The sequence below is a fragment of the Streptomyces sp. NPDC024632 genome (assembly GCF_055559175.1).
Window position 1 is genome coordinate 188,862 of the sequence record NZ_JBVHLD010000012.1, and the last position, 23,948, is coordinate 212,809.

At 72.9% G+C, this 23,948-nt stretch carries 27 protein-coding genes and 1 riboswitch; of the genes, 14 read left to right on the top strand and 13 right to left on the bottom strand.

What is annotated here, in order from left to right; translation table 11 throughout:
- Positions 1 to 13: 13 nt before the first annotated feature.
- The 4 genes from ACZ37P_RS25105 (at position 14) to ACZ37P_RS25120 (ending at position 3,533) form a co-directional block, all read left to right on the top strand.
- Positions 14 to 1,039, top strand: a complete 1,026-nt coding sequence (locus ACZ37P_RS25105) for a 6-phosphofructokinase (RefSeq protein ID WP_188282470.1) — start codon at positions 14 to 16, stop codon at positions 1,037 to 1,039.
- Positions 1,040 to 1,209: 170 nt separating this feature from the next.
- Positions 1,210 to 2,166: a cytochrome c oxidase assembly protein gene (locus ACZ37P_RS25110; protein ID WP_391045115.1), complete on the top strand. Its 957-nt coding sequence runs from the start codon at positions 1,210 to 1,212 to the stop codon at positions 2,164 to 2,166.
- A gap of 16 nt (positions 2,167 to 2,182) precedes the next feature.
- On the top strand, positions 2,183 to 3,235 hold the full coding sequence (locus ACZ37P_RS25115; protein WP_467348702.1) for a hypothetical protein: 1,053 nt from the start codon (positions 2,183 to 2,185) through the stop codon (positions 3,233 to 3,235).
- A gap of 136 nt (positions 3,236 to 3,371) precedes the next feature.
- Positions 3,372 to 3,533 carry a hypothetical protein gene (locus ACZ37P_RS25120; RefSeq protein WP_355341139.1) on the top strand — a complete coding sequence of 54 codons (162 nt, stop codon included), beginning with the start codon at positions 3,372 to 3,374 and terminating at the stop codon, positions 3,531 to 3,533.
- A gap of 127 nt (positions 3,534 to 3,660) precedes the next feature.
- Here the strand turns inward: ACZ37P_RS25120 and ACZ37P_RS25125 are convergent, their stop codons facing one another.
- On the bottom strand, positions 3,661 to 4,377 hold the full coding sequence (locus ACZ37P_RS25125) for a TetR/AcrR family transcriptional regulator (protein WP_467348703.1): 717 nt from the start codon (positions 4,375 to 4,377) through the stop codon (positions 3,661 to 3,663).
- A 118-nt stretch (positions 4,378 to 4,495) separates the two neighbouring features.
- On the opposite strand from ACZ37P_RS25125, the gene ACZ37P_RS25130 reads away from it, so the two are divergent.
- The 3 genes from ACZ37P_RS25130 (at position 4,496) to ACZ37P_RS25140 (ending at position 8,077) form a co-directional block, all read left to right on the top strand.
- Positions 4,496 to 5,983 carry an MFS transporter gene (locus ACZ37P_RS25130; RefSeq protein ID WP_467348704.1) on the top strand — a complete coding sequence of 496 codons (1,488 nt, stop codon included), beginning with the start codon at positions 4,496 to 4,498 and terminating at the stop codon, positions 5,981 to 5,983.
- Positions 5,984 to 6,142: 159 nt separating this feature from the next.
- A complete protein-coding gene (locus ACZ37P_RS25135; RefSeq protein ID WP_355341148.1) occupies positions 6,143 to 6,868 on the top strand; it encodes a lysophospholipid acyltransferase family protein in 726 nt (241 codons plus the stop codon).
- Positions 6,869 to 7,033: 165 nt separating this feature from the next.
- A complete protein-coding gene (locus tag ACZ37P_RS25140; protein ID WP_391161974.1) occupies positions 7,034 to 8,077 on the top strand; it encodes an NAD-dependent epimerase/dehydratase family protein in 1,044 nt (347 codons plus the stop codon).
- 21 nt (positions 8,078 to 8,098) lie between these two features.
- Here ACZ37P_RS25140 and ACZ37P_RS25145 read toward each other — a convergent pair whose 3' ends face one another.
- A complete protein-coding gene (locus tag ACZ37P_RS25145; protein ID WP_355341153.1) occupies positions 8,099 to 8,701 on the bottom strand; it encodes a DUF1707 SHOCT-like domain-containing protein in 603 nt (200 codons plus the stop codon).
- 191 nt (positions 8,702 to 8,892) lie between these two features.
- Between ACZ37P_RS25145 and ACZ37P_RS25150 the strand changes: the two genes are divergently transcribed.
- Positions 8,893 to 9,747 (top strand): TIGR02452 family protein, encoded by an 855-nt coding sequence (locus tag ACZ37P_RS25150; RefSeq protein ID WP_467348706.1) that lies wholly within the window; start codon positions 8,893 to 8,895, stop codon positions 9,745 to 9,747.
- Between the two features lie 121 nt (positions 9,748 to 9,868).
- Here the strand turns inward: ACZ37P_RS25150 and ACZ37P_RS25155 are convergent, their stop codons facing one another.
- From ACZ37P_RS25155 to ACZ37P_RS25190, 8 genes are all read right to left on the bottom strand, one after another.
- Positions 9,869 to 11,470 (bottom strand): alpha/beta hydrolase, encoded by a 1,602-nt coding sequence (locus tag ACZ37P_RS25155; RefSeq protein WP_467348707.1) that lies wholly within the window; start codon positions 11,468 to 11,470, stop codon positions 9,869 to 9,871.
- A 270-nt stretch (positions 11,471 to 11,740) separates the two neighbouring features.
- A complete protein-coding gene (locus ACZ37P_RS25160; RefSeq protein WP_467348708.1) occupies positions 11,741 to 12,568 on the bottom strand; it encodes an urease accessory protein UreD in 828 nt (275 codons plus the stop codon).
- On the bottom strand, positions 12,565 to 13,266 hold the full coding sequence (gene ureG, locus ACZ37P_RS25165; RefSeq protein ID WP_188282479.1) for an urease accessory protein UreG: 702 nt from the start codon (positions 13,264 to 13,266) through the stop codon (positions 12,565 to 12,567). Before ureG ends, ACZ37P_RS25160 begins: the two co-directional genes overlap by 4 nt.
- A gap of 81 nt (positions 13,267 to 13,347) precedes the next feature.
- Positions 13,348 to 14,061, bottom strand: a complete 714-nt coding sequence (locus tag ACZ37P_RS25170) for an urease accessory protein UreF (protein ID WP_355341168.1) — start codon at positions 14,059 to 14,061, stop codon at positions 13,348 to 13,350.
- A 4-nt stretch (positions 14,062 to 14,065) separates the two neighbouring features.
- Positions 14,066 to 15,787 carry an urease subunit alpha gene (locus ACZ37P_RS25175; RefSeq protein WP_467348709.1) on the bottom strand — a complete coding sequence of 574 codons (1,722 nt, stop codon included), beginning with the start codon at positions 15,785 to 15,787 and terminating at the stop codon, positions 14,066 to 14,068.
- On the bottom strand, positions 15,780 to 16,091 hold the full coding sequence (locus tag ACZ37P_RS25180; protein WP_355341174.1) for an urease subunit beta: 312 nt from the start codon (positions 16,089 to 16,091) through the stop codon (positions 15,780 to 15,782). Before ACZ37P_RS25180 ends, ACZ37P_RS25175 begins: the two co-directional genes overlap by 8 nt.
- Before the next feature lie 14 nt (positions 16,092 to 16,105).
- Entirely contained in the window at positions 16,106 to 16,408 is a 303-nt protein-coding gene (locus ACZ37P_RS25185; protein WP_355341177.1) for an urease subunit gamma, read from the bottom strand.
- A gap of 87 nt (positions 16,409 to 16,495) precedes the next feature.
- Positions 16,496 to 16,786 (bottom strand): type II toxin-antitoxin system Phd/YefM family antitoxin, encoded by a 291-nt coding sequence (locus ACZ37P_RS25190; RefSeq protein ID WP_188285531.1) that lies wholly within the window; start codon positions 16,784 to 16,786, stop codon positions 16,496 to 16,498.
- Between the two features lie 85 nt (positions 16,787 to 16,871).
- Here ACZ37P_RS25190 and ACZ37P_RS25195 point away from each other — a divergent pair, with 85 nt between their 5' ends.
- The 3 genes from ACZ37P_RS25195 to ACZ37P_RS25205 all read left to right on the top strand — a co-directional run bounded on the left by ACZ37P_RS25195 (position 16,872) and on the right by ACZ37P_RS25205 (position 18,933).
- Positions 16,872 to 17,507 carry an ATP-dependent Clp protease proteolytic subunit gene (locus tag ACZ37P_RS25195; RefSeq protein ID WP_188285535.1) on the top strand — a complete coding sequence of 212 codons (636 nt, stop codon included), beginning with the start codon at positions 16,872 to 16,874 and terminating at the stop codon, positions 17,505 to 17,507.
- A gap of 6 nt (positions 17,508 to 17,513) precedes the next feature.
- Complete coding sequence (locus ACZ37P_RS25200; protein ID WP_188285530.1) at positions 17,514 to 17,834, top strand: hypothetical protein; 321 nt, start codon at positions 17,514 to 17,516, stop codon at positions 17,832 to 17,834.
- Positions 17,835 to 18,327: 493 nt separating this feature from the next.
- Positions 18,328 to 18,456: riboswitch (cyclic di-AMP (ydaO/yuaA leader) on the top strand.
- 3 nt (positions 18,457 to 18,459) lie between these two features.
- A complete protein-coding gene (locus tag ACZ37P_RS25205) occupies positions 18,460 to 18,933 on the top strand; it encodes a C40 family peptidase (protein ID WP_355341181.1) in 474 nt (157 codons plus the stop codon).
- 243 nt (positions 18,934 to 19,176) lie between these two features.
- Here ACZ37P_RS25205 and ACZ37P_RS25210 read toward each other — a convergent pair whose 3' ends face one another.
- Positions 19,177 to 19,902, bottom strand: a complete 726-nt coding sequence (locus ACZ37P_RS25210) for an ADP-ribosyltransferase (RefSeq protein WP_391045140.1) — start codon at positions 19,900 to 19,902, stop codon at positions 19,177 to 19,179.
- A 97-nt stretch (positions 19,903 to 19,999) separates the two neighbouring features.
- Here ACZ37P_RS25210 and ACZ37P_RS25215 point away from each other — a divergent pair, with 97 nt between their 5' ends.
- Positions 20,000 to 20,749: a GNAT family N-acetyltransferase gene (locus ACZ37P_RS25215; protein ID WP_467348712.1), complete on the top strand. Its 750-nt coding sequence runs from the start codon at positions 20,000 to 20,002 to the stop codon at positions 20,747 to 20,749.
- A 14-nt stretch (positions 20,750 to 20,763) separates the two neighbouring features.
- Here ACZ37P_RS25215 and ACZ37P_RS25220 read toward each other — a convergent pair whose 3' ends face one another.
- Positions 20,764 to 21,192, bottom strand: a complete 429-nt coding sequence (locus tag ACZ37P_RS25220) for an ATP-binding protein (protein WP_355341190.1) — start codon at positions 21,190 to 21,192, stop codon at positions 20,764 to 20,766.
- 253 nt (positions 21,193 to 21,445) lie between these two features.
- Here ACZ37P_RS25220 and ACZ37P_RS25225 point away from each other — a divergent pair, with 253 nt between their 5' ends.
- Positions 21,446 to 22,315, top strand: coding sequence for a helix-turn-helix domain-containing protein (locus tag ACZ37P_RS25225; RefSeq protein WP_355341193.1), 870 nt, complete (start codon positions 21,446 to 21,448; stop codon positions 22,313 to 22,315).
- A gap of 11 nt (positions 22,316 to 22,326) precedes the next feature.
- On the top strand, positions 22,327 to 22,560 hold the full coding sequence (locus ACZ37P_RS25230; RefSeq protein WP_355341196.1) for a DUF397 domain-containing protein: 234 nt from the start codon (positions 22,327 to 22,329) through the stop codon (positions 22,558 to 22,560).
- A 46-nt stretch (positions 22,561 to 22,606) separates the two neighbouring features.
- Here the strand turns inward: ACZ37P_RS25230 and ACZ37P_RS25235 are convergent, their stop codons facing one another.
- Positions 22,607 to 23,836: an 8-amino-7-oxononanoate synthase gene (locus ACZ37P_RS25235; protein ID WP_391161982.1), complete on the bottom strand. Its 1,230-nt coding sequence runs from the start codon at positions 23,834 to 23,836 to the stop codon at positions 22,607 to 22,609.
- Between the last annotated feature and the right edge of the window lie 112 nt (positions 23,837 to 23,948).

The window sequence follows — 23,948 nt, forward strand, 5'->3', positions numbered from 1 at the left end:
AGTAACGAGAGCAATGCGTATTGGTGTGCTGACCAGCGGCGGCGACTGCCCCGGGCTGAACGCCGTCATCCGGTCCGTGGTGCACCGCGCCGTGGTGGACCACAGTGACGAGGTCATCGGCTTCCACGACGGGTGGAAGGGCCTGCTCGAGTGCGACTACCGCAAGCTGGACCTCGATGCCGTGAGCGGCATCCTCGCGCGCGGCGGCACGATCCTCGGCTCCTCGCGGGTCCAGCCCGCCCACCTGCGCGGCGGGGTCGAACAGGCCAGGGGCCACGTGGCCGACCTGGGCCTGGACGCGATCATCCCGATCGGCGGTGAGGGCACCCTCAAGGCGGCCCGGCTGCTGTCGGACGCGGGCCTGCCCATCGTCGGTGTGCCCAAGACCATCGACAACGACATCGCGTCCACGGACGTGACCTTCGGCTTCGACACCGCCGTGATGGTGGCCACCGAGGCCCTGGACCGGCTCAAGACCACCGCCGAGTCGCACCAGCGGGTGCTGATCGTGGAGGTCATGGGGCGGCACACCGGGTGGATCGCGCTGCACTCCGGGATGGCGGCGGGCGCGCACGCGATCCTGGTGCCGGAGCGGCCGTTCGACGTGTCGGAGCTGGCGCGGGTCGTCGGCCAGCGCTTCGAGGCGGGCAAGAAGTTCGCGATCGTGGTGGTCTCCGAGGGCGCCAAGCCGCGCGAGGGCACCATGGACTTCACGTCGGGCGCGACCGACATCTACGGCCACGAGCGGTTCAGCGGCGTCGCCAACCAGCTCTCGGTCGAGCTGGAGGAGCGGCTGGGCAAGGAGGCCAGGCCGGTCATCCTCGGGCACGTCCAGCGCGGCGGCACGCCCACCGCGTACGACCGCGTTCTCGCCACCCGCTTCGGCTGGCACGCCGTGGAGGCCGTCCACAAGGGCCGGTTCGGCATGATGACGGCGCTGCGCGGCACCGACATCACGCTGGTCCCGCTCGGGGAGGCCGTCGAGCACCTGAAGACGGTGCCCGCCGAGCGGTACGTCGAGGCCGAGTGCGTGCTGTGAGTGGCGTGTCCTGACGCTTCATGACGTGCTCCGACCACGTGCGTCGGCGCTCCCCGCCCCCGGCCGAATCGGCGTCCGGGGGCGGTTCTACTCTGGAGCGGGCACAAGGGTCGAATCGGAGCACGGGCCGGACCGGCAGCACGCGGCCCGGCGCGACAGGAGAGTGACGGATGGACCACGGCGGACACGGCATGCACATGGACTTGCCGCCGTTCACCCTCGGCCGGGGGCTGTCGTTCAGCGGCGGCGATCCGTTCTTCCTCATCGGCTGCCTGGTGGCGCTGGTCCTCTACGGCTGGGGTGTGCTGCGGCTGCGGCGGCGCGGCGACTCGTGGTCGCCCGGCCGTACCGTGGCGTTCGTCACAGGGGTGCTGACGGTCGCTCTGGTGATGTGCACCAAGCTCAACGACTACGGCATGGTCATGTTCAGCGTGCACATGGTGCAGCACATGGTGCTGAGCATGCTCTCGCCGATCCTGATCCTGCTGGGCGCCCCGGTGACGCTGACGCTGCGGGCGCTGCCCGCCGCCGAGCGCGGCCGCACCGGACCGCGCGAGCTGCTGGTGAAGCTGCTGCACAGCCGGTATCTGCGGATCATCACGCACCCGGCCTTCACGCTCCCGCTGTTCATCGCGAGCCTGTACGGGCTGTACTTCTCGCCGATCTTCGACACGCTGATGCACACCAGGACCGGGCACATCGCGATGATGGTGCACTTCCTGCTGGTGGGTCTGCTGTTCTTCTGGCCGATCATGGGCGTCGACCCGGGGCCGCACCGGCCCGGTTATGTGATGCGGATGCTGGAGCTGTTCGCGGGGATGCCCTTCCACGCGTTCTTCGGCATCGCGGTCATGATGGCCAGCGAGCCGATGCTGACCACCTTCGAGCACCCGCCCGCCTCGCTGGGCATCGACGCGCTCGGCGACCAGACGGCGGCGGGCGGCATCGCCTGGGCGTTCAGCGAGATCCCGTCGGTCGTCGTGCTGGTGGCGCTGCTCTTCCAGTGGTACACCTCCGAGCAGCGGCAGGCACGGCGCGGCGACCGGGCCGCGGACCGCGACGGTGACGCGGAACTCGTCGCGTACAACGCGTATTTGGCATCGTTGGAGGCGCGCGGTCGCGGCTGACGGAGGGGGGCCCGGGATGGGCGAACAGGTACGGATCTCGGGGGCGGCGCTGGAGCTGCCCGGCGGGGTGACGGTCCGCTTCATGCGGACGCTGCGGCTGCCCGAGAAGGGCACGCACCCGCTGCCGCCCGGCCTGGGCTCCTTCCCGCTGCGCCGCGTGGGCGACTTCGCCGGGCGGACTCCGGAGCGGTGGCGCGCGCACGGCGGGGTGCTGCTGCCGGTGTATCAGCGCGAGGCGATGTGGCTCAGCTTCTCCTCGGCCGCGCCCGCCGCCCTCCAGGTCGGTGTCGGGAAGGTGTGCGCGGTGTCGGGCCGGCCGTGGAGCGACCGGCTGTCGCGCGACCCGCAGAATTACGTGGTGCTGCCCCGGCAGCCGTGGCTGGACGGCATCAACTCCGGCCCCGGCACGATCCGGCAGTTCGTGGCCGTGCCCCTGGGGCTCGGGGCGACCGTGGAGGGGCAGGTCTCCGGCGAGGAGGTCTGGGGCGGGGTGCAGCTCCAGGTGTTCGAGCTGCGCGAGGAGCCGCTGGCGCGCTGGCGCGCCGAGCAGAGCCGCAGGACGGTGACGACGAACGGGCCGTGGGGTGTGTCGGCGCAGGCGGCCGGGGGGTACGGCGGACCCGCGCTCCCGTCGATGGCCCCTGGCGCGGGTCACGTGCCGCCGCCCGCACCGATGGCGGCCAGGTCGGCGCCCGCGATGGGGCTCGGCGCGGGCGGCCGAATGCGCCAGGAGGTGTACCGCGATGAGCGGCCCGCGCAGGACTGGCGGAAGAAGCCGTCCGGCCGGGTCTTCGTCCATCTGGCGACGGCCCCGCAGTGGCGGGAGATCACCGGCGAACCGGCGCCCGCGTCCCCGGTGGACCGGGCGGCGTACAACGCGGCGGGGCTGCCGTGGTTCGACTACTACGACGCGGACGGCGAGGATCTGGCCGCCACCGAGCCGTTGACCGGGGTCAGGCCGGTCGGTGACTGGCTGGGCGACGACGAGCAGCCGTGGGCGCCGCCGAAGCCGGAGCAGGTCGAGCACCTGGGCGACGATCCGGGCCGGGTGACCGACGGGGAGTGGTGAACGGCCTGGCGCGCGGCGGGCCGAGAGGCGTGGTGGCGCGCGGGGTGCCCGTGGGGTCACCATGAAGGAAGGGCCGCGATACGGCTTCCGCCTCGTCGGCGGGTGCGCGCACGCGCCTGCGGAAGGGAGGCGTGCGATGCCGGGTTCCGTGAAAGCGATGGCGTTGACCACGGTGGCGTTTCTGGTCGCGGTGGTCGCCTACACCGTGGCACTGGGGTCGAACGGCTGGCTGTGGTTCGGCTGGGTGGTGCTGGGCCTGTGCACGGCGGGGGCGGCGGCGATCCGGGAGCCGCACTGAGGGCTCGGGCGCGCTGAAAGAGCGGGCCGGCTGAGCGAGCCCCGGGCCGGGCGGGCGGCCGACCGGCCTGATACGGATCTGGGCGGGCTGCCGGATACGGGCGGGCGGCCGGATCTGGGCGAGTGGCCTACTCCCCCGCCGCCGGGACCGCGTGCCGGGCGAGGCCGGAGACCAGCAGGTCGAGGCCGAATTCGAAGCGCTCGTCGCCGACGTCCCGCATCAGCTCGTCGACCATGCCGGTGATGACGGGGAACTGCCCGCTGGGCAGGCTCTTGTAGTAGTCGCGGACCTGGGCGAGGAAGTCGTCCTTGCCCGCCCTCGTGACGCCGGTGCGGAAGGCGAGGGCGGCCTCCTCGGCCGCGGCGGCGGTGACGTACAGCGCGAGCGCGTCGACCCCGTAGGCGCAGACCTGCACGGGCAGTCGCCCCGCGGCGAGGATGGCGAGCACGCCCTCGGCCGTGCGCATCGCGTTCTCGCCGGTGGGCACGCCGATCTCGATCGAGAGCCGGGCCAGGTCGCCGTGCGCGGCCAGCGCCGCGCGGGCCTGCCGCATCACGTCCTTCACCTGCTCCTGCCACCGCTCGGGGTCGGGGACCGGGCAGTGGATCTCGGCCCTGACCCGGTCGAGGACCAGGGCGATCAACTCGTCCCGCCCGGCGACGTGCGCGTAGAGGGAGGCCGCTCCCGTGCCCAGCTCCTGGGCGACCCGGCGCATGCTCATCGCGTCGATGCCCTCGGTGTCGACGATCCGCAGGGCCGCCGCGATGATCCCGTCCTGGCTGAGGACGCGGCGCGGCGCGCGCTTGCGGGTCGGCCCCCAGGGCGGGGCGGGGATCTCGGTCACGGCGGTGGAACCTCCAGGGACAGCGGCTGCGAACATCGTACTTGACGCGAACAGTGTTCGTAAGTAGAACAGTGTTCTTTCACAGCACGCCGTCCCGCCACCGCCCGGAGGAATCACCGTGACCGCATCGACCCTCACCGAGGACCCGGATCGCGCGTCGGAGCCGGACGCGGCCCCGGCCGGCGGTGCGCGGCTGCGCTGGCTCGCCCTCGCCGTGGTCCTGGCCGTGGAGGTGATGGACCTGCTGGACGCCACGATCGTCGGCGTGGCCTCGCCCTCGATCCAGGCGGACTTCGGCGGCAGCTCCACCCGTATCCAGTGGATCGCCGCCGCGTACACCCTCGCCTTCGCCGTCCTGATGATCACCGGGGCGCGGCTCGGTGACATCGTCGGCCGCCGCCGGATGTTCCTGATCGGGGTGGCGGGTTTCGCGGTCTGCTCGCTGCTGTGCGCCTGCTCGGGCTCCGCGGACATGCTGATCGGCATGCGGGCGGCGCAGGGCGCGTTCGCCGCGATGATGGTGCCGCAGGGCCTCGGCCTGATCAGGGAGGTCTTTCCGCCGGCCGAAATGGGCGCCGCCTTCGGCGTGTTCGGGCCGGTGATGGGTCTGGCGGCGGTCGCCGGTCCGGTGCTCGGCGGTTTCCTGACCGACGCCGATCTCTTCGGCACCGGCTGGCGGGCGATCTTCCTGATCAATGTGCCGATCGCGCTCGTCGCCTTCGCCGCCGCCCCGCGCGTACTGCCGGAGAGCCGCGCCCCACGGCCGCCCCGGCTCGACGTGCCGGGTGTCGGCATCCTCAGCGTCGCCGTTCTGCTGCTGGTCTATCCGCTGGTGCAGGGCCGCGACCTGGGCTGGCCGCTGTGGAGTCACCTCTGCATGGCGGCGTCCGTACCGGTCCTCGTCCTCTTCGCGCGCTACCAGAAGTCGGTACGGGCCCGCGGCGGCTCGCCGCTGATCGAGCCGGGGCTGTTCCGGCACCGCGGCTACACCGGCTCCCTCGCCGTCGGCCTGGTCTTCTTCGCCGCGCTGACCGGCCTGATGCTGGTGGTCACCCTCTACCTCCAGTACGGGCTCGGCTTCAGCGCCCTGCACGCGGGCGCGACGATGATCCCCTGGGCGTTCGGCTCCGCCGTCGGCGCGACGCTGTCCGGCATGCGGCTCGGCCCGCGCTACGGCCGCCGTGCCGTACAGGGCGGACTGCTGCTCACCGCGCTGTCCGTGGGCGCGGTGGCGCTGACCGTGCGCCTGGCGGGCGACTCCGTGACGAGCTGGCAGCTCGTACCGTCCCTGCTGGTCAGCGGCGCGGGACTCGGTGTGGTGATGGCGCCGTTCTTCGACATCGCGCTGGCGGGTGTGTCCGACCAGGAGACCGGCTCCGCCTCCGGGGTGCTCAACGCGGTGCAGCAGCTCGGCGGTTCGATCGGCGTCGCCGTCCTGGGCACGGCCTTCTTCGCCCGGACCGGACACGGCATGGGCGCGGCGGCCGTGGCCACCTTGCTGATGGCGGCGGGCGGGCTCGCCGCCGCCTTCCTGGTGGCCTTCCTGATGCCGCGCGCGGCCCAACACGCCGGGCAGGGCGAGGAGTCGGGTCCGGCCGGACACTGACCGGAGAACCGTGCGTACGCCCCGGGCCGGGCAAAGGCGCGGGTCGCGGGCGTGCTCCGGGCTCGCGCGGCGGGGGCGCGGGCACTACTCTGCCGGGGCACCGAGGATCGGGGCACCGCTCTCCGGGCGCACCGGGACGGGTCAGGGGAGGCAGCCACCGTGTTCTACCGACTGCTCAAGTACGTGGTCCTCGGGCCGCTGTTGCGGCTGATGTTCCGGCCCCGGATCGAGGGGATGGAGAACATCCCCGAGAGCGGCCGGGCGATCATCGCGGGCAATCACCTGTCGTTCACCGACCATTTCGTGATGCCCGCGATCCTGCCGCGCCGCATCACCTTCCTGGCCAAGGCCGAGTACTTCACCGGTCCCGGTCTGAAGGGGCGGCTGACGGCGGCGTTCTTCCGCAGCGTCGGACAGATCCCGGTCGACCGGTCGGGCGGCAAGGCGTCGCAGGCGGCCGTCACCGCGGCGATCGAGGTCCTGGAGCGCGACGAGCTGCTGGGCATCTACCCGGAGGGCACCCGCTCGCACGACGGGCGGCTGTACCGCGGCAGGACCGGTGTCGCGTTGATGGCGCTGCGCGCCCAGGCCCCCGTGATCCCCTGCGCGGTGCTCGGCACCTTCGAACTCCAGCCGCCCGGACGGAAGTTCCCGCGGATCGGCCGGGTCACCATCCGCTTCGGCGAGCCGCTGGACTTCAGCCGCTTCTTCGGCATGGAGGAAGAGCGGTACGTGGTGCGGTCGGTGACCGACGAGATCATGTACGCGATCATGGCGATGTCCGGGCAGGAGTACGTGGACCGGTACGCGGGCGAGGTGAAGGCCGAGCAGGCGGCGCTCGCGCAGGGCGGCACCGGGGGGCGGCTGCGCCGCAAGTCGTCCTGATCCGGGGCCTGTTCCCGCCCCGCCGGGATTGCGCCGCGCCCTGCCGGGACCCCGCCACGCGTTGCCGGGTCTCCTTCTCGCGCTGCCGGGGTTGCGCCGAGGGCGAATCCGCGCAGGGCGAACCCCTCTGGTCCGCGCGGTGCCCGCCCGCATAGCGTCCTCACCATGACGGGAACCGCGTTCGTGATCGGCGCTTCTGGACAGATCGGGCGGCAGGCCGTACGCGCCCTGGCCGCGGACGGCTGGCAGGTGACGGCCGCCTCGCGCGGCGGCGGCTCGGACGAGGGGTGGCCGCCGGGCGTGCGTACGGTCCGGGTCGACCGCTCGGACAGCGCCGCGCTGGCCGCGGCGCTCGGCGACGGCTGCGACGTCCTGCTGGACTGTGTGGCCTACGACGGCGCCGACGCGCGGCAGTTGCTGTCGCTGTCCGACCGGATCGGTTCCGCGGTGGTGATCTCCAGCGCGGCGGTGTACGAGGACGAGGCGGGCCGCAATTTCGACACGCAGGCCGAGCCGGACGGCTCCCCGCGCTTCCCGGTGCCGCTCCCGGAGACCTGCGCGACGGTCGCGCCGGGCCCCTCGACGTACGGCACCCGCAAGGTCGAGTTGGAGCGGACACTGCTGGAGGCGGGCGAGCGGTTGCCGTCGACGCTGCTGCGCGCCGGGGCGATCCACGGCCCGCACAGTCCGCTGCCGCGTGAGATCTACTTCGTCAAACGCGCGCTGGACGGCCGTCCGGTGCGGGTGCTGGCGTACGGGGGCAGGAGCCGGTTCCATCCGGTGCACGCGTCGAACATCGCCGAGCTGGTCCGGCTGGCGGCGGCGAAGCCGGGCTCCCGCGCGCTCAACGCGGGTGATCCGCGGGTGCCGACCGTCGCGGAGATCTCCGCCGCGGTGGACCGCGCGCTCGGTGTGACCAGCGAGACCGTGCTGGTGGACGGGCCGCCGCCGGAGCCGACCGTGGGCGACACTCCGTGGGGCATGCCGTACCCGATGGTGCTGGACATGTCGGCGGCCGAGCGCGAACTGGGCTACCGCGCGGTCACCTCGTACGAGGAGTCGCTGCCGGGGACGGTGGCCTGGCTGGCGGCGGAGCTGGACAAGGCGGACTGGCGCGAGGTGTTCCCGCTGCCCGCGCGGCTGTCGGAGCACGGCGACTGGTTCGACTACGCGGCCGAGGACCGCTGGCTGGCCGGGCGCGGGGCGTGACGCCCGGTCGGCACCGCGGCGTCAGCGGCCGTCCCGCCAGGGCCACTTGAAGCGGCGCATCACCCGGACGTGGCCGAAGACGGAGCGTCCGGTGATCCGTACGACCGGTCCGTCCACGCCGCTCTTGTCGCTGCGGCGGCCGTGCTGGGAGCGCTTGCCGAACAGCGCCGTGCCGACGTCGTAGACCTGCGCGTGGTCGGGGACGATGACCTCGACCTTGCCGAAGAAGGAGTCGGCCTGGATGACCACCTCGCGGCGGGTGAACACCGCCTGCCGCAGGTCGATCACGACGGCGCCGAAGCTGGCCCGTACGACGGTGTGCGGCGGCACCGGCCACTGGCCCGAGCGGCGGACCTTGCTGAACAGCGCCCGCACCGCCTCGTTGTCGGCGGGTGAGGCGAGCGGGGCGCCGGGCGCGGGGGCGGGCAGGTCGGCGGTGAGCGGCGCCAAGTCGCCGCGGGTCCTGGCGGCGTAGGCCGCCTCCATCCGCTCGGCGTGCTCCTCGGCGGTCAGCCGGCCCGCGGCGAATGCCTCCGCCAGCAGCGCCGCCGTACGGTCGCGCTCGTCGTCGGACGCCCGCATCCTCGGCTCGCCGGAACGCGCCTTCGGGGACAGCTCGGACACGGCACTACCTCCCAGGGAAACGGAACGCGACTCACGATATATCGCGTCTACCGCCGCCCGCAAGAAGCCGGCCGGAAGGCCGGACGAAGCCGTACGAAGTCCGGGATCAGCCCGTACGGATCGGCCGACGGCCGCCGCGACCGCCCGAATTCACTCGCGCCGGAGCCCGTACACGCCCTACCGTCCTGGGCATGAGTGCTCGTCTGCGGAACATCGCCACGGAGAATCAGCGGATCGCGGCGGAGGGCGGGTACGACTCCCCGGCCGGACGGTACGTCCCGCTCGGCGAGGCCGTCGCGGCGGCGGCCGAGGGGACCCGGATGTACGGCCCCGCGCCGGTCGCGGTCCCCGGCGAGGGAGCGTGGGGCGACGGGCCCGTGCGCTGCGAGGTGACGCCGGAGAGCAGCATGGAGGCGGCGGCCAGGCTGGTCGCGGCAGACGCCGCGGGCGGCGCGGTGGCCGTGCTCAACTTCGCCTCCGCACGCAACCCCGGCGGCGGTTACGTCAAGGGAGCGCAGGCGCAGGAGGAGGCGCTGTGCCGTTCCTCCGCGCTCTACACCTGTCTGCTGCGCGCACCCGAGTTCTACGCCCACCACCGGGCGGACACCGATGTCTTCTACAGCGACCGCGTCATCCACTCCCCCGCCGTGCCGGTCTTCCGCGACGACAGCGGCACGCTGCTCGACGTGCCGTACACCGTCGGCTTCCTGACCTCGCCCGCGCCGAACGCCGGGGTCATCGCGCGCACGACGCCCGAGCGCGTGCCCCTCGTCGGAGCGGCCCTCGACGCGCGCGCCGAGCGGGTCCTGGAGGTGGCCGCCGTACACGGCTACCGGCGGCTGGTGCTGGGCGCCTGGGGCTGCGGGGTCTTCATGAACGACCCGGCGCGGGTGGCCGCCGCCTTCGCCCGGCTGCTGACCGGCGACGGCCGCTTCGTGGGCGCCTTCGACCAGGCCGTCTTCGCGGTCCTGGACCGGCGCGGGGCCTCCCCCACCCGTGCGGCCTTCGCCGCCGCCTTCACCGACACCGCCGCGAAGCGGCCGTAGCCGTACCGCGGTCGTCGTCGCCCCGTGTCGGCGCGGCCGTCACGCCGGACGCGCGGCGGGCGGCCCACCGCACCGTGAAGGTGGGTGGACCGCCCGTACGCGGTCTCGCCGGTTCCGCGCCCTAGGGCGCGGCGGGGACGGGTGCGGCGTGGGGTCCGCACACCACGTCGTGGGCGTCGACCGTGCCCGTCAACAGATAGCTCTCGACACGGGAGTTGATGCACGGGTTCACCAGGTTGGTGACGCCGTGCGAGCCCGCGTCCTTCTCGGTGATCAAGCGGGAGCCCGCCAGGCGGCGGTGGAGTTCGAGCGCCCCGGTGTAGGGGGTCGCCGCGTCCCTGGTGCTCTGCACGATCAGCACGGCGGGCAGCCCGTGGTGCGAGCGGACGTCCACCGGGCGCTGCTGCTTGACGCCCCAGGTGGCGCACGGCAGGTTCAGCCAGGCGTTCTCCCACGTCAGGAAGGGGTACTTGGCGTGCAGCGCGGTGTTGTCCCGGTCCCATGTGCGCCAATTCGTGGGCCACTTGGCGTCGGTGCACTCCACCGCGGTGTACACGGCGTTGCTGTTCTCGGCCGAGATGTTGCCCGCGGTGTCGGACAGGTCGGGCGCCGCCGCGTCGAGCAGCGCCTGGGTGTCACCCGCCTCGTAGCGGCTCCAGACGCCCGCGACCGTGGCCCACGTCGAGTCGTAGTAGGGCGCGTTCTGGAAGAAGCCGAGGAGTTCGTTCGGCCCGACGACGCCGCCGATCGGGTGGCTCTTGGCGGCGGCGCGCAGCGCGAGCCACTTCTGCTCGACCTTCGCGGGCGTGTCGCCGAGGTGGTAGACGGAGTCGTACGTCGCGACCCACGCCTCCCAGTCGTCCCAGCGGCCCTGGAAGGCCACGTCCTGGTCCAGGTTGTTCCGGTACCAGATCTGGTCCCGCGCCGGGTTGACGACGCTGTCCACGATCAACCGGCGCACGTGCGTCGGGAAGAGCGTCGCGTAGACCGCGCCGAGGTACGTGCCGTAGGAGACGCCCAGGTAGTTGAGCTTCTTCTCGTGCAGCGCGGCGCGGATGACGTCCAGGTCGCGGGCGGTGTTCAGCGTGGTCATCTGGGAGAGCGTCCGCGCGCCGGTGCGCTCCAGGCAGCCGTCGGCGTACTCGGCGGCGAGCTTGCGCTGTGCGAGCTTGTCAGCCTCGCTGTCCGGCACCGGGTCGGCCTTGGGGGCTTTCACGTACTCCTGCGGGTCCTCGCAGGAGATCGGGGCGGAGTGGCCGACGCCGCGCGGGTCGAAGCCCACGAAGTCGTACGCCTTCGCCGTCTTGACCCACAGCGCGGAGGAGGTGGTGACCCGGACCGGGAAGCGCAGTCCCGAACCGCCGGGACCGCCCGGGTTGTAGATCAGCGCGCCCTGCCGTTCGGCCGGGGTACCGGTGTTGCCCGCCCGGTCCACGGCCAGCTTGACGGTCGCGCCGAACGGCTTGCCGTAGTCGACGGGCACGGTCACATAGCCGCAGGTGATCGGCGATGGAATGTTCCAACTCGCCGGGCAGGCAGCCCAGTCGATGCCCTTGCGGGCGGCGTTCGCGGCGGCGATCACCACGCCGACGGACTCGGGTACGGTGACGGACCGCGCCGATCTCGACGGCTGGTCGTGCGACTGTGCGGTGGCCGCCGGGGCGGCTGCGATGGCGCCCGCGATCAGGGCGCCGGTGGAGACGAGCACGATCGTGCGTCTCAAGGCGGAAACTCCCCTCCTGGTCCGTGGCTTGTGGCCACGGTGGTCACAGATGCTGCGGAGCGAATCCTTTCCCCTGTGAGTCGCCTGTGAACAGGCCAGGCGGGTGATTCTTCATCAAAGTGTGATTCTGCGGACGAGTTGGGCGTGAGGTGGCTGCCGCCGCACGGGTGACGGCCGTTTCCCCGGGCCTGCGCTGGTCGCGCTCCGGGCAACGCGACGGGCGGGCGTGCCAGGCACCGAAGGGGCCGTTCGTGATCCGCCGGACAGGCTCTAGTAGGCCGGGGCGCTTGCGGCCCGGACGGCCGCCAGACCGGCGTCCAGCAGACGGCGCAGGCGCAGGCCGTCCGCGGCCACCGCGGTGATCAACGCGGCGGGGCCCGCGAGCGGGGTGACGGCCGCCCGGCCTTCGGCGGGGTCGGCGGGCAGCGTGCGGGCGACGGCCGGGAGGTCGGCGAAGCCTGTTTCGATCAGCAGGAGTTGGCCGACGGCCCGGTAGCGGCCGAGGACGGCCGGGCCGTCCCAGCCGGTGGGGGCGCCAGGGCCGAAGCGGAGTTCCTGGTCCAGGAGCGGGCGGCCGTCGAGGTGGGCGGTCAGCCGGGTGCTGAGGTGGCCGGGGGGTTCCGCGTGGCGGCCGAGGATCTGTTCGTCCCGCAGCAGGAGGCGCGCGCCGGGGCCGAGGTCCACGCGGGTGGTCATCCGCAGGTCGCTGCGGTGGGCGGCGATCACCGGCTCGGGCAGCCAGCGCAGCGCGCCACCGGCCCGTACGGTCAGCCGCACGTCGTACGTCGCCCGCCCGCCGTCCCGCCCCGGCAGGGACACCGTGGCCGCGGCGGACCCCACCGCGAGCCGCGCGCCCTGCCCCACCTCCGCCTCGATCCGCAGCCGGTCGCCGCCGAGCGGCGCGCTCATCGCGCCGACCACCATCACCCCGGCCCCTTCGCCGTCGGCGCCGCCGACGATCCGGCTGCGCCGCAGCGCCAGCGGTCCGTCACCGGCCAGCACGGGCAGCGCCGTACCGCCGTGCCCGTCGGGGGCGGCGACGATCCGCGCCGTGGCGACGACGCCGTGCGCGGTGTCGCGGACCGCCACGTCGTTCACGCCGTCGTCGCGGGGACGGCGGCCCAGGCGGCCAGGCGGTCGCCCACCCAGGCGGCGACCGGGGCGACGCCGTCGGGGGCGGCGACGGAGGTGAGGACGACCGGCAGGTCGCCGCGCTGGGCGGCGGCGTCGCGGGACATGCGGGTGAGGTCGGCTCCGACGTAGGGGGCGAGGTCGGTCTTGTTGATCACGAGGAGGTCGGCGGTGGTGACGCCGGGGCCGCCCTTGCGGGGGATGTCGTCGCCGCCCGCCACGTCGATGACGAAGATCTGCGCGTCCACCAGTCCCTTGGAGAAAGTGGCGGTCAGATTGTCGCCGCCGGACTCGACGAGGATGAGGTCGAGCGGGCCGACCGCGTCCTCCAGGTCCTCGACGGCTTCGAGATTCGCGGAGATGTCGTCCCGGATCGCGGTGTGCGGGCACGCGCCGGTCTCCACGGCGGCGATCCGTTCGGCGGGCAGCACCGCGTTGCGCAGCAGGAATTCGGCGTCCTCGCGCGTGTAGATGTCATTGGTGACCACGGCGATCGACAGGTCGTCGCGCAGTCTGCGGCACAGCGCCGCGACGGTCGCGGTCTTGCCGGACCCGACCGGGCCGCCGAGCCCGATCCGCAGCGCGCGCCGCCTTCCGTCGGCGCGGACGGCAGGCGAGGAGTGCGCGTACCGCTCGGGGAAGGTCTCGGGGTGGTCGAGATGCATGGTCAACTCCGTTGGTGCGGACGGCGTTCGGAACCGGGCGGGGGATGAGGCTGCGGATCGGGAGGCGGATCGGGAGGCGGGTCAGGAGGCGAAGAGGCGTACGGGCCAGGCGGCGTGGTCCTGCGCGGCAAGGTCGAGCAGCGGCGCGGACGCGGCGGGCAGCACGTCCGGGCCTTCGGCGAGGGCGCGTTCGGCGGCGAGCGCCGCCGCGGCGGCCGCCTCGTCGACGCACGGTGCCAGCCGGGCGAGTACGGCCGCGGCGTGGAAGGGGTCGAGGCTCAGCAGCCGTACGGCGGCGGTCGCGGGCCCGCTGACGGACTCGTAGGCGGCGACGTGTGCCGCGTCCTGCGGGAGCAGGCCGGCGGCGCGGGCGGTGACGCCGAGGACGACGGGCTGGTGGGCGCCGCGCGGGCGGGCGGCGGCGAGCTGGTCGAGCGCGGGGGCGGGCCAGGCGGCGCGGGCGGCGCGCAGGAGCTGGCGGCCGAGCTTGCGGGAGGTGGTGCGCAGGGCGGGCGAGGGGGTGCGGGCGTCGGCCGCCGCGTCCAGGACGAGCGGGTCGAGGCCGAAGGTCGCCGCCGCGGCCAGTGCGGCGGCGACCAGTCCAGTGGTGTGCAGACGGCCCCGGCAGAAGTCCGCCAGGGTCGCCGCGTCCCGCACCCGGCCGTCCGCGACCGCGGCCTCCGCGCCGCCGGAGTGCGCGTGGCCGCCGGCCGGAAAGCGGCCGTCGGCGAGCAGCAGCAGGGCGGCGCGCGCGGCCGGTGTCGTGGTCGTAGGGGGCGGTGTCGTCGGGGTCATGGTCTCAGAAGAGGAAGTACCGCTGGGACATGGGGAGTTCCGGCGCGGGCGCGGGCTCCACGACCTCGCCGTCGATCCGTACGGTGAACGTGTCGGGTTCGACCTCGACTCTCGGCAGCGCGTCGTTCTCCCGCATGTCGGCCTTGGTCAGGGCGCGTGTACTGCGGATCGGCATGAACTCCTTGCCGAGGCCGAGGCGTTCGGGCAGGCCGTCCTCCAGCGCCGCCTCGTTGACGAAGTTGACGGAGTTGGCGGCGGGCGCGGCGCCGACCGCGCCGAACATCGGCCGGGGAAGCACGGGTTGGGGGGTGGGGATGGACGCGTTGGCGTCGCCCATCTGGGCGTAGGCGATCTGGCCGCCTTTGATGACGAGTTGCGGCTTGACGCCGAAGAACGCCGGTTCCCACAGCACCAGGTCGGCGAGCTTCCCGGCCTCGACGGAGCCGATCTCGTGGTCGAGGCCCTGCGCGACCGCGGGGTTGATGGTGTATTTGGCGACATAGCGGCGGGCGCGGTGGTTGTCGGCCGCGCCGTCGCCGGGGAGCGCGCCGCGCCGTCGCTTCATCACATGCGCGGTCTGCCAGGTGCGCAGGGCGACTTCGCCGATCCGGCCCATGGCCTGTGAGTCGGAGCTGATGATGCTGATCGCGCCGAGGTCGTGCAGGACGTCCTCGGCGGCGATGGTCGACGGGCGGATCCGGGACTCGGCGAAGGCGAGGTCCTCGGGGACCGACGGGTTGAGGTGGTGGCAGACCATCAGCATGTCGAGGTGCTCCTCGACGGTGTTGACGGTGTGCGGCCGGGTCGGGTTGGTCGAGGACGGCAGCACGTGCGGCTGCGAGACCACGGTGATGATGTCGGGCGCGTGCCCGCCGCCCGCGCCTTCGGCGTGGTAGGCGTGGATGCCCCGGCCCGCGATGGCGGCCAGGGTGTCCTCGACGAATCCGGCCTCGTTCAACGTGTCGGTGTGGATGGCCAGTTGGGCGCCGGTCCGCTCACAGACCGTCAGGCAGGCGTCGATGGCGGCGGGGGTGGCGCCCCAGTCCTCGTGGATCTTGAACCCGACGGCTCCGGAGCGCAGTTGGTCGTGCATGGACCGCTGGTTGACGGTGTTGCCCTTGCCGAGCAGCCCGACGTTGACCGGGTACGCCTCCAGGCCCGCGAACATCCGCGCCAGGTGCCAGCCGCCGGGCGTGACGGTGGTCGCCTTGGTGCCCTCGGCCGGTCCCGTGCCGCCGCCGATGACGGTGGTGACGCCCGCCGACAGGGCCTGCGGCAGCAGCGTCGGCGAGATGAAGTGGACGTGCGCGTCGATGGTGCCCGCGGTGAGGATTTTGCCGTTGCCCGCGATGATCTCGGTCTCGGGGCCGATGACGAGGTCGGAGTGGACGCCGTCCATCGTCTCGGGGTTGCCCGCCTTGCCCAGCGCGGTGATCCGGCCGTCGCGGATACCGATGTCCGCCTTGACCACGCCCCAGTGGTCGAGGACGACGGCGCCGGTGATGACGGTGTCGGGCGCGCCCTCCGCGCGGCTGGTCCGCGCCTGGCCCATCGACTCGCGGATCACCTTGCCGCCGCCGAAGACGGCTTCGTCGCCCGCGAGTCCCGGCCCGCCCGCCAGGTCGCGTTCGACCTCGATCAGCAGGTCGGTGTCGGCCAGCCGGACCCGGTCCCCGGTGGTGGGGCCGTAGAGGTCGGCGTATACGGCCCGCGAGAGGTCAGCCATCGAGCGCCCCCGCGGTCTCGCCGCGCAGCCCGGCCACGACGCGCTGTCCGGCGATCGGCACGAGTTCGACCTCGGCGGGGATGCCGGGCTCGAAGCGTACGGCGGTGCCCGCGGCGATGTTCAGCCGCAGTCCGCGGGCGGCGGCGCGGTCGAACTCCAGACCGGGGTTGGCCTCGGCGAAGTGGTAGTGCGAGCCGACCTGGACGGGCCGGTCGGCCGCGTTGAGAACGGTGAGGCGGGTCACCGGACGGCCCGCGTTGAGCGGCACGGGCGCGTCCGCGCTGAGGATCTCTCCGGGGATCATGGCGCTCCTGCCCGTCAGACGATCGGCTGGTGGACGGTGACGAGCTTGGTGCCGTCGGGGAACGTGGCCTCGACCTGCACGTCGTGGATCATCTCGGGGATGCCGTCCATGACGTCGGCGCGGGTCAGCACGGTGCGCCCGGACTCCATCAGTTCCGAGACGCCGCGGCCGTCGCGGGCTCCTTCGAGCAGATGCGCGGTGATGAGCGCGACCGCCTCGGGGTGGTTGAGCCGCAGCCCGCGGGCGCGCCGCTTGGCCGCCACGTCCGCGGCGACATGGATGAGCAGGCGTTCCTGCTCGTGGGGGGTCAACTGCACAGCCACACCTCACAGTCGTCAGAACCCGCGAGATTAGTTCGACGCGGTTTCGACTGCGTTAACCCCTGTTACGGGCGGCGGTCGCTGTTATGGACGACGGTCGCCGGTCTGGTGACCCCGGTGCTCGGCCGCGATGCCGAACCGTCGGCGTTCGCCCGTGGCGGACGTACGGGAGCCGACGGCGGAGACCGTACTGATCACCTGCTCCTCGGCCTGCTCGTCGAGATCACGCAGTCGTTGCAGGTCAGCGGCGGACACCAGGGCGACGAGGGGCTTGCCGTGGCGGGTCAGCACCACCTGTTCGCCGCCGTAGACCACGCGGTTGATCAGTTCCGCGAGCTCGGCACGCGCTTGTGTCACCGGGACGTCATGGGTCATGCTCCCCATCATAACGAGATGTACGTCCTGTACATTTTGACCTGTGGCCAGTTCCTGCGCCCAGATCCGCCCGGAGGTGCACGCCGTGTTCCGTCCCACCGCCCGCTACGTCCTGCCCGAGTTCACCGAACGCAGCAGCAACGGCGTCCGCACGATGGACCCGTACTCCAAGCTGCTCCAGGAGCGGATCATCTTCCTGGGCACCCAGGTCGACGACACCTCGGCGAACGACGTGATGGCCCAGCTCATCCACCTGGAGAACGCCGCCCCCGAGCAGGACATCAACCTCTACATCAACTCGCCCGGCGGCTCGTTCTCGGCGATGACCGCCATCTACGACACGATGCAGTTCGTCACCTGCGACGTGGCGACGGTCTGCATCGGGCAGGCCGCCTCGGCCGCGGCCGTGCTGCTGGCGGCGGGCGCGCCGGGCAAGCGCATGATCACTCCGGGCGCGCGGGTGCTGATCCACCAGCCGTCGCTCGGCGAGGTGGTCCAGGGGCCCATCTCGGACCTGGAGATCCAGGCCAACGAACTGCTGCGCACCCGCGAGCAGTTGGAGACGCTGCTGGCCCGGCACACCGGCCGGGACATCGAGCGGATCCGTACCGATATCGAGCGGGACAAGGTCCTCGACGGCGAAGAGGCCGTCGCCTACGGGCTGGTGGACAAGCTGACCACCAGCCGCAAGACCAACGGCCCCGCGTACGGCCTGCGGTGACCCGCGGTGGTCCCGGAACTGCCGCCGCTTCCGGCGCTCACCCGCTCCGAGGGTGAGCTGATCGACTCCTACCTGGAGGTCGTCGATCTGCTCGGCCGGATCAATCCGTCCCGCACCGCCGACACCTACAGCGCCCTGCGGGCCGCCCAGGCGCTGGTGGGCCGGGCGACCGCGCTGCGCGACGCGCTGACCGTGATGCACATGCGGGGCGAGACCGAACTGCACCACGCCACGCTGGCCCGCGCCCTGCGGGTGCTGGACGGCGAGCGGCGGTCGGGGCTGGTGGCGCTGGCGCCCGATCCGGCCGCGGGACCGCCGCCCGCGTGAGGCTGGTGCGGACAGCGCGGCCCGTGCGGTCCGTGCGGCCCGTTGGTGTGAGCCTCGTGCGGTCCGCCGACGGAGAGCTCGCGCGGCACGCCGACACAGACCAGGTGTGAGCGCGGTCACTCTGCGCGCTCGAAACCGTCGGCACTGCACCAAAGGGGCTCATCCCATCGGCGTATTCACCGCCGATTCATGCTCTCCGGCCGAATTGCGCGCACCGGCCAAAACCGCCCATCGTCCGTCACATATCCGCAGGTCAGATGATGCGACCGGAGGCGCGGACCGGGTGATTCGCCCCGGTGTCCACCCGAATAGGTGAGTCGTGACCTGACTCACACCGCGCGTTTCCCGCCCGGCTGTGGCCGGTTCTGTGCGTCACCATCCGTAGTGACGACAAGCCCCCGCCGCCGTGGCGGGGCGGTCCACGCGGACGCCCAGTCCCGCCGCCGCGTGGACGTCAGGTCGACATGAGTGCACCGGCGGGAGCGGAGGACCCAGGTACGACGGGTCGGTCACGGCACAGCGCCGGAGCCGTCCCTTGGGGTGAAGCCGCACCACGCGGCCGGGCATCTTCGCCAGCCCGAACCCGACAGGTCATCCTTCGGAGGCTGATGACGAAGGGTTGCGCATGTTCGCGCTCAAGTGCATCTCCGGACGGCTGTCCCGGCTCGGGACGGCCTCCGTGCTCACCGCCACAGCGGTCGCACTGCCCGCGCTGCTGCCGGGCACCGCCCAGCAGGCCGAGGCCGCGACGATGGGCGTGAAGGCCCTGAACGTGGCGGCGTCGAAGAAGGGCTCGCCCTACCAGTGGGGCGCCACCGGCCCGAACCGCTTCGACTGCTCGGGGCTGACGCTGTACTCGTTCAAGCGCGCGGGCAAGAAGCTGCCGCGTACCGCCGCCGCCCAGTACAACAGCACCCGGCACATCTCGTCGGGCGCCCGCCGCGTCGGTGACCTGGTGTTCTTCCACACCGGCCGGTCCATTTACCACGTCGGGATCTACGCCGGGAGCGGCCGGATCTGGCACGCCCCCAAGACCGGCGCCAGGGTCCGGCTGGAAAGGATCTGGACCAGCGCCGTCTGGTACGGGCGGGTGGCGTGACCCGGACGGCCGATTCCGGCCGCGCCGCGTATCGCGCCCGTACGGCGTATACGGTCCGTGGAGCGGTGGGCACTCGCCGCCGCGCGGCCCGGCCGTCGTCCGGCCCGAACAGCGGCCCGGAGCCGTAGGACAGTGCGGGCCGGCGGCTCGGGTGCGACGGGGGGCGACCCGCCGCACCCCCTTCAGCGGCGTGGACGGCCGGTCCGGCCGGGGGTACCGCTCCCCCGGCCGGATCGGGGACGGTCAGCCCGCCGGGAGCAGCACCGGCGCGAGCGGACGCGGCGCCGGAATCCCGCGCCACGGGACGTAGTACGGGTTGCGTACGCAGCCGGCCAGGTCCTCGTCCTTGGTCGCCTTGTCGACGGGACAGGCGCCGACGATGAAGCGCCGGGCGAGGCCGCCGGGGAAGGCGACCTCGTGCTGGTCGGCCCACTTGTGGGTGTCACCGATCGTGGCGTTGACGTCGATGCCGCCGGGCGCGTCCACGTAGTAGTTGAAGCCGGGCTTCCACTGCTTGTAGAGGTCGTGGTCGTAGCTGGTGCTCACGAACGGCGACGGCTGGTTCTTCAGCACGTACGCCGCGAGGTCGTACTGCCCGTCCTGCGCGGCCTTGGGCTGGAAGCCCTCCTGGAAGACCACGGCGGGGGCGCGGCCGTCCGAGCGGAACAGCTCCCCGCACGTGCGGCGGTAGGACGGCTCGGGGGTGATGCGCTCGACGTCCACGCTGCGGTCGGCGGCGGCGAACAGCGGGTCGTGGACCACCGGGCACCAGCCGTCGTCGCCCGCGGGGGCGGGACGGGGCACGAGGGACGTGGAGGGCGCGGACAGGGCGGTGGGCGCCGCGGGGGACAGGGGTCCGGAGGCGACGGCCGACGCGGTCTCCGACGTGGCCGCGGTCTGCGCGGCGAGTACGGCGGTCAGGGTCAGCGCGCCGGTCGTGAGAAGCGACCGGACTCGGTTCTTGATCATGACGCACAGACTCGCGGGACCGGCCCCGCGATCGGCCGCATGTCACCCGATCGTAGGCGCGTCCGGCCGCGTACGGGACGGCTGAGAGGATGGTCGGATGAGCTCGCCGACCACCGCGGCGCACCGCGCCGGGCCCTCCCTGCGGTCCCTGCTGGACGCCGCCGCGCGAGGCGACTTCCCGCCCGCCGACGGGACCGTCACCTTCGTCGCCCAGCCGTCGGCCCGCGACGCCGGAGTCATCGCCTTCACCGCCCACACCGTGGTCTTCGCCGACGCGTCGGGGACGGCGGGTACGGCGGGTACGGCGGGTACGGCGGATACGGCGGGTACGGCCGAATGCCCGGCGTCCGAAGGCACCGGTGCCGGTCTCCGCGCCCTGCTCCCGCCCGACGACCTGTCCGCTCCGCTCAACCCGCCTTTCCTGACCGCTCTTTGCGCCCGCACCGGCCGTGTGGTCAACAACCTCGACCTGCTGGCCCTGGGCGCCCCGCTGCCGGGCCCGCCCCCGCTCCCCCTCACCGAGACCACCGACCGCTCCCATCCGCGGATCGTGCGGGCGCTCCAGCACCGCGACGACGTGCGGGCCTGGACCGCGCCCGGCGGCACCGTCCTCATCGGCCGCGGTGTGGCGGGCCGTTGGGAGACCGCCGTCGAGGTGGACCCGGACGCCCGCGGCAAGGGCCTCGGCCGCCTTCTCGCCCTCGCGGCCCGTCATCTCGTCCCGGACGGCGCGGCGTTGTGGGCCCAGATCGCCCCGGGCAACGCGGCGAGCGTGCGGGCCTTCCTCGCCGCCGGTTTCGCACCGGTCGGAGCAGAGGCGCTGCTGGTGCCGCCGACGCGCCCGTGAACAGCGCCCGTCGCTCAGGCCACCGGGACCGCCCAGGGGATCGTGATCCAGACCGTCTTGCCGCCCTCGTCGGTCGGCGTGATCCGCAGCCTGCCGCCGGACTCCGCCGCCAGATGCCGAATGATCACCATCCCGCGCCCGTTGTCCTGCTGGACCGCCGCGGGCAGCCGCTGGGGCCAGCGCGGGTGGCTGTCGGTCACGCCGATCAGCAACTGCTCCTGCCGTTCGAGACGCACGTCCACGGTGAAGGTCGGCGACATTCCCGAGGTGTGCAGCACCGCGTTGGTGGCCAGCTCGGAGACGATCAGGCGCACGGCGTCGACCGAGGGGGCGTCCGACGGCAGTCCCCATTCGGCGAGTCGGGCGCAGACATAGCGCCGGGCCGCCGGTACCGAGGCAGGGTCGCTCGGCAGAGTGACGGAAGCTTCCTGCAGATCTGCCATGGCGACATCGTTCCTTTCCCATCCCACTGCGGACCGGGGTATCGGCGCGGGCTCTCCGGGCCACGCCCGGAAGTGGCTGGTTCGCGCCAGACTGCCACTAATCGTGCCGCCGTTTCGGACGGTCCACCGCGCAATGCATATATCTGTCGCTCAAATCGGTGAACTCTGCTACGTGGATACGCATTTGGTCGGCACACTGTCGTAATGACCGCCCGACTACCGGCATCCCTCACTTCAGGAGGTGCGAGAGGCCATGGAACGGGTCCCCGCCGTACGACGACGCAAGCTCGGCGGCGAACTGCGCCGACTCCGCGACCTGTCCGGAATGACCAGCGAGCAGGTCGCCGAGGCGGCCGGCTGGCACCAGTCGAAAGTCAGCCGTATCGAGACCGGCCGCAGCAGCGTCAGCGCCGAGGACGTCGACGTGCTGCTCGACGTCTACGAGGTGCGCGACCGCGATCTGCGCGACCTGCTGGGCACGCTGGCAGGTCAGGGCAGACAGCGCGGCTGGTGGCAGGACTTCCGCGACGTACTGCCCGTGGAGTACCGCGACTTCATCAGCCTGGAGGCGGGTGCCAGCCGGGCCCGCTCGATGGAGAACAGCGTGGTGCCCGGCCTGCTCCAGACCCCCGCCTACGCCCGGGCGCTCACCCGCGACGTCATGCCGCATCTGACCCGGAGCGAGGCCGGCGCACTGGTCGACGTGCGGATCGCCCGGCAGGCGGTGCTGCGCCAGGACGAGCCGCTGGAACTGTGGGCCGTGCTGGACGAGGCCGTGCTGCGCCGCGTGGTCGGCGGCCCCGCGGTCATGTCCGATCAGTTGCGGTCACTGGAACGCGCCGCCGCGCTGCCGCAGATCCGGCTCCAGGTGCTGCCCTTCGGCGCCGGGGGCCACATAGGAGTTACGGGTTCGTTCGTTATCTTCTCATTTCCGCGCATCGCTGATCTCGACGTGGTTGTTATCGATCATTTGACGAGTAGTCTCTACGTCGATCGAAAAGAAGACATCACCGCTTACGGCGCCGCTTTCACCCGATTGAGCAACATTGCCCTTCCTCGCGACGAGTCCGTCGCGTTGATCAGTAAGATCGCCGGGGAGATGTCGCGATTCGCAGGCGCATAAAGGAGGCCACCATGGCGGCACAGTCCGGGTACGTTTCCTCGAGCGCGTCGATTTCCGGCGTGACATGGCGGAGGAGCAGTCACAGCACCGCCGCGAACAACTGCGTGGAGACCGCGAGACTGGCGTCGGGGCTGCTCGCCGTCCGCGATTCCAAGGACCAGGAGGGGCCCGCGCTGCTCTTCCCACCGGGTGCCTGGTCGCACTTCGTCGGGGCGCTGCGCCGGGACGACCTCGGCCCCGCGTAGGACCGGTTCGGTTCCTGCGGCGGACGGACGGCGGCGGGCCGCGCCCTCAACCGCGCGGCGCCGTACGGACGATGACGTCCACCGCGCCCGCGACCTGCGCGTCCGTCAGGTCGCAGCGCGCGGTCAGCCGCAGCCGGGACACCCCGTCGGGGACGGACGGCGGCCGGAAGCAGCCGACGGCCAGACCCGCGGCCCGGCACCGGGCCGCCCACTCGACGGCCGCCTCGGGCGAGGGCGCGCGCACCGACACCACACAGGCGTCGGGCGCGGTCGCGTCCAACTCCGCGGCGGTCAGCATCCGGTGGAAGGCGCGGGCCACGTGCAACGCGCGGTCGGCGCGCTCCGGCTCGCGCCGCAGCAGCCGCAGCGCGCCGAGGGCGGCGCCCGCCGCGGCCGGGGCGAGACCGGTGTCGAAGATGAAGGTGCGGGCGGCGTTGACCAGGTGCTCGATGACGGCCGCGGGGCCGAGTACCACACCGCCCTGCGCGCCGAACGCCTTCGACAGCGTCGCCGTGCCCACCACGTCGGGGGCTCCGGCGAGTCCGGCCGCCGCGAGCGCGCCGCGCCCGCCCTCGCCCAGCACGCCGAAGCCGTGCGCGTCGTCGACGAGCAGCGCGGCGCCGTACTCGCGGCAGGCCGCGGCGAGCGCGGGCAGCGGCGCCGCGTCGCCGTCCACCGAGAACACCGAGTCGCTGACGACGACGGAGGACGCTCCCCCGGACCGGGACGCGTCGGCGTCCCGCCGGGCCCGCGCGCCGAGCGCCTTGCGTACGGCCTCGGGGTCGGCGTGCGGCACCACTTCGGTGGTGGCGCGCGACAGGCGGCAGCCGTCGATCAGTGAGGCGTGGTTGGCGGCGTCGGAGACCAGCAGGGTGTCGGGGCCGGTCAGCGCGGTGACAGCGGCGAGGTTGGCGGCGTAGCCGGAGGCGAGGACCAGGGCCGCCTCGAAGCCGGTGAAGTCGGCGATCTCCGCTTCGAGTTCCGCGTGCAGCGCGGTGCTGCCGGTGACCAGCCGGGAGCCGGTGGCGCCCGCGCCCCAGCGCAGGCAGGCGTCGGCGCCCGCCTGCGTGACCTCGGGGTGCCGGGTCAGGCCGAGGTAGTCGTTGCCCGCGAGGTCGAGCAGTTCCCAGTCCGCCGGGCGGGGGCGCAACTCCCGCCGGAGCCCGGCCTCGCGCCTGATCCGGTCCTGTTCCGCGATCCAGCCGAAGGGACCTGACGGGTCGGCGGTGTCGCTCCCGGCGGAGGCGTGCGGGTCGGCGGGGTCGGTGCTCTTCACGGGTGTCCCTGGGGTCGGCGGGTCAATGGATCGGGTGGATCGGGCGGATCGGTGCGCGAGCCGGTCGGGCGGATCGGCGGCTTTTCGGCTCAGCGGTTCTTCGGCTCAGCGT

Bases quoted from the DNA above. Each gene is read 5' to 3' on its own strand.
- ureG (WP_188282479.1), bottom strand. From the start codon at position 13,266: ATGCATCTCGACCACCCCGAGACCTTCCCCGAGCGGTACGCGCACTCC.
- ACZ37P_RS25180 (WP_355341174.1), bottom strand. From the start codon at position 16,091: ATGATCCCCGGAGAGATCCTCAGCGCGGACGCGCCCGTGCCGCTCAAC.
- ACZ37P_RS25210 (WP_391045140.1), bottom strand. From the start codon at position 19,902: ATGATCAAGAACCGAGTCCGGTCGCTTCTCACGACCGGCGCGCTGACC.
- ACZ37P_RS25115 (WP_467348702.1), top strand. From the start codon at position 2,183: ATGGGCGAACAGGTACGGATCTCGGGGGCGGCGCTGGAGCTGCCCGGC.
- ACZ37P_RS25230 (WP_355341196.1), top strand. From the start codon at position 22,327: ATGGCGGCACAGTCCGGGTACGTTTCCTCGAGCGCGTCGATTTCCGGC.
- ACZ37P_RS25150 (WP_467348706.1), top strand. From the start codon at position 8,893: ATGAGTGCTCGTCTGCGGAACATCGCCACGGAGAATCAGCGGATCGCG.
- ACZ37P_RS25220 (WP_355341190.1), bottom strand. From the start codon at position 21,192: ATGGCAGATCTGCAGGAAGCTTCCGTCACTCTGCCGAGCGACCCTGCC.
- ACZ37P_RS25215 (WP_467348712.1), top strand. From the start codon at position 20,000: ATGAGCTCGCCGACCACCGCGGCGCACCGCGCCGGGCCCTCCCTGCGG.
- ACZ37P_RS25190 (WP_188285531.1), bottom strand. From the start codon at position 16,786: ATGACCCATGACGTCCCGGTGACACAAGCGCGTGCCGAGCTCGCGGAA.
- ACZ37P_RS25120 (WP_355341139.1), top strand. From the start codon at position 3,372: ATGCCGGGTTCCGTGAAAGCGATGGCGTTGACCACGGTGGCGTTTCTG.
- ACZ37P_RS25170 (WP_355341168.1), bottom strand. From the start codon at position 14,061: ATGACCCCGACGACACCGCCCCCTACGACCACGACACCGGCCGCGCGC.
- ACZ37P_RS25140 (WP_391161974.1), top strand. From the start codon at position 7,034: ATGACGGGAACCGCGTTCGTGATCGGCGCTTCTGGACAGATCGGGCGG.
- ACZ37P_RS25105 (WP_188282470.1), top strand. From the start codon at position 14: ATGCGTATTGGTGTGCTGACCAGCGGCGGCGACTGCCCCGGGCTGAAC.
- ACZ37P_RS25225 (WP_355341193.1), top strand. From the start codon at position 21,446: ATGGAACGGGTCCCCGCCGTACGACGACGCAAGCTCGGCGGCGAACTG.
- ACZ37P_RS25175 (WP_467348709.1), bottom strand. From the start codon at position 15,787: ATGGCTGACCTCTCGCGGGCCGTATACGCCGACCTCTACGGCCCCACC.
- ACZ37P_RS25110 (WP_391045115.1), top strand. From the start codon at position 1,210: ATGGACCACGGCGGACACGGCATGCACATGGACTTGCCGCCGTTCACC.
- ACZ37P_RS25205 (WP_355341181.1), top strand. From the start codon at position 18,460: ATGTTCGCGCTCAAGTGCATCTCCGGACGGCTGTCCCGGCTCGGGACG.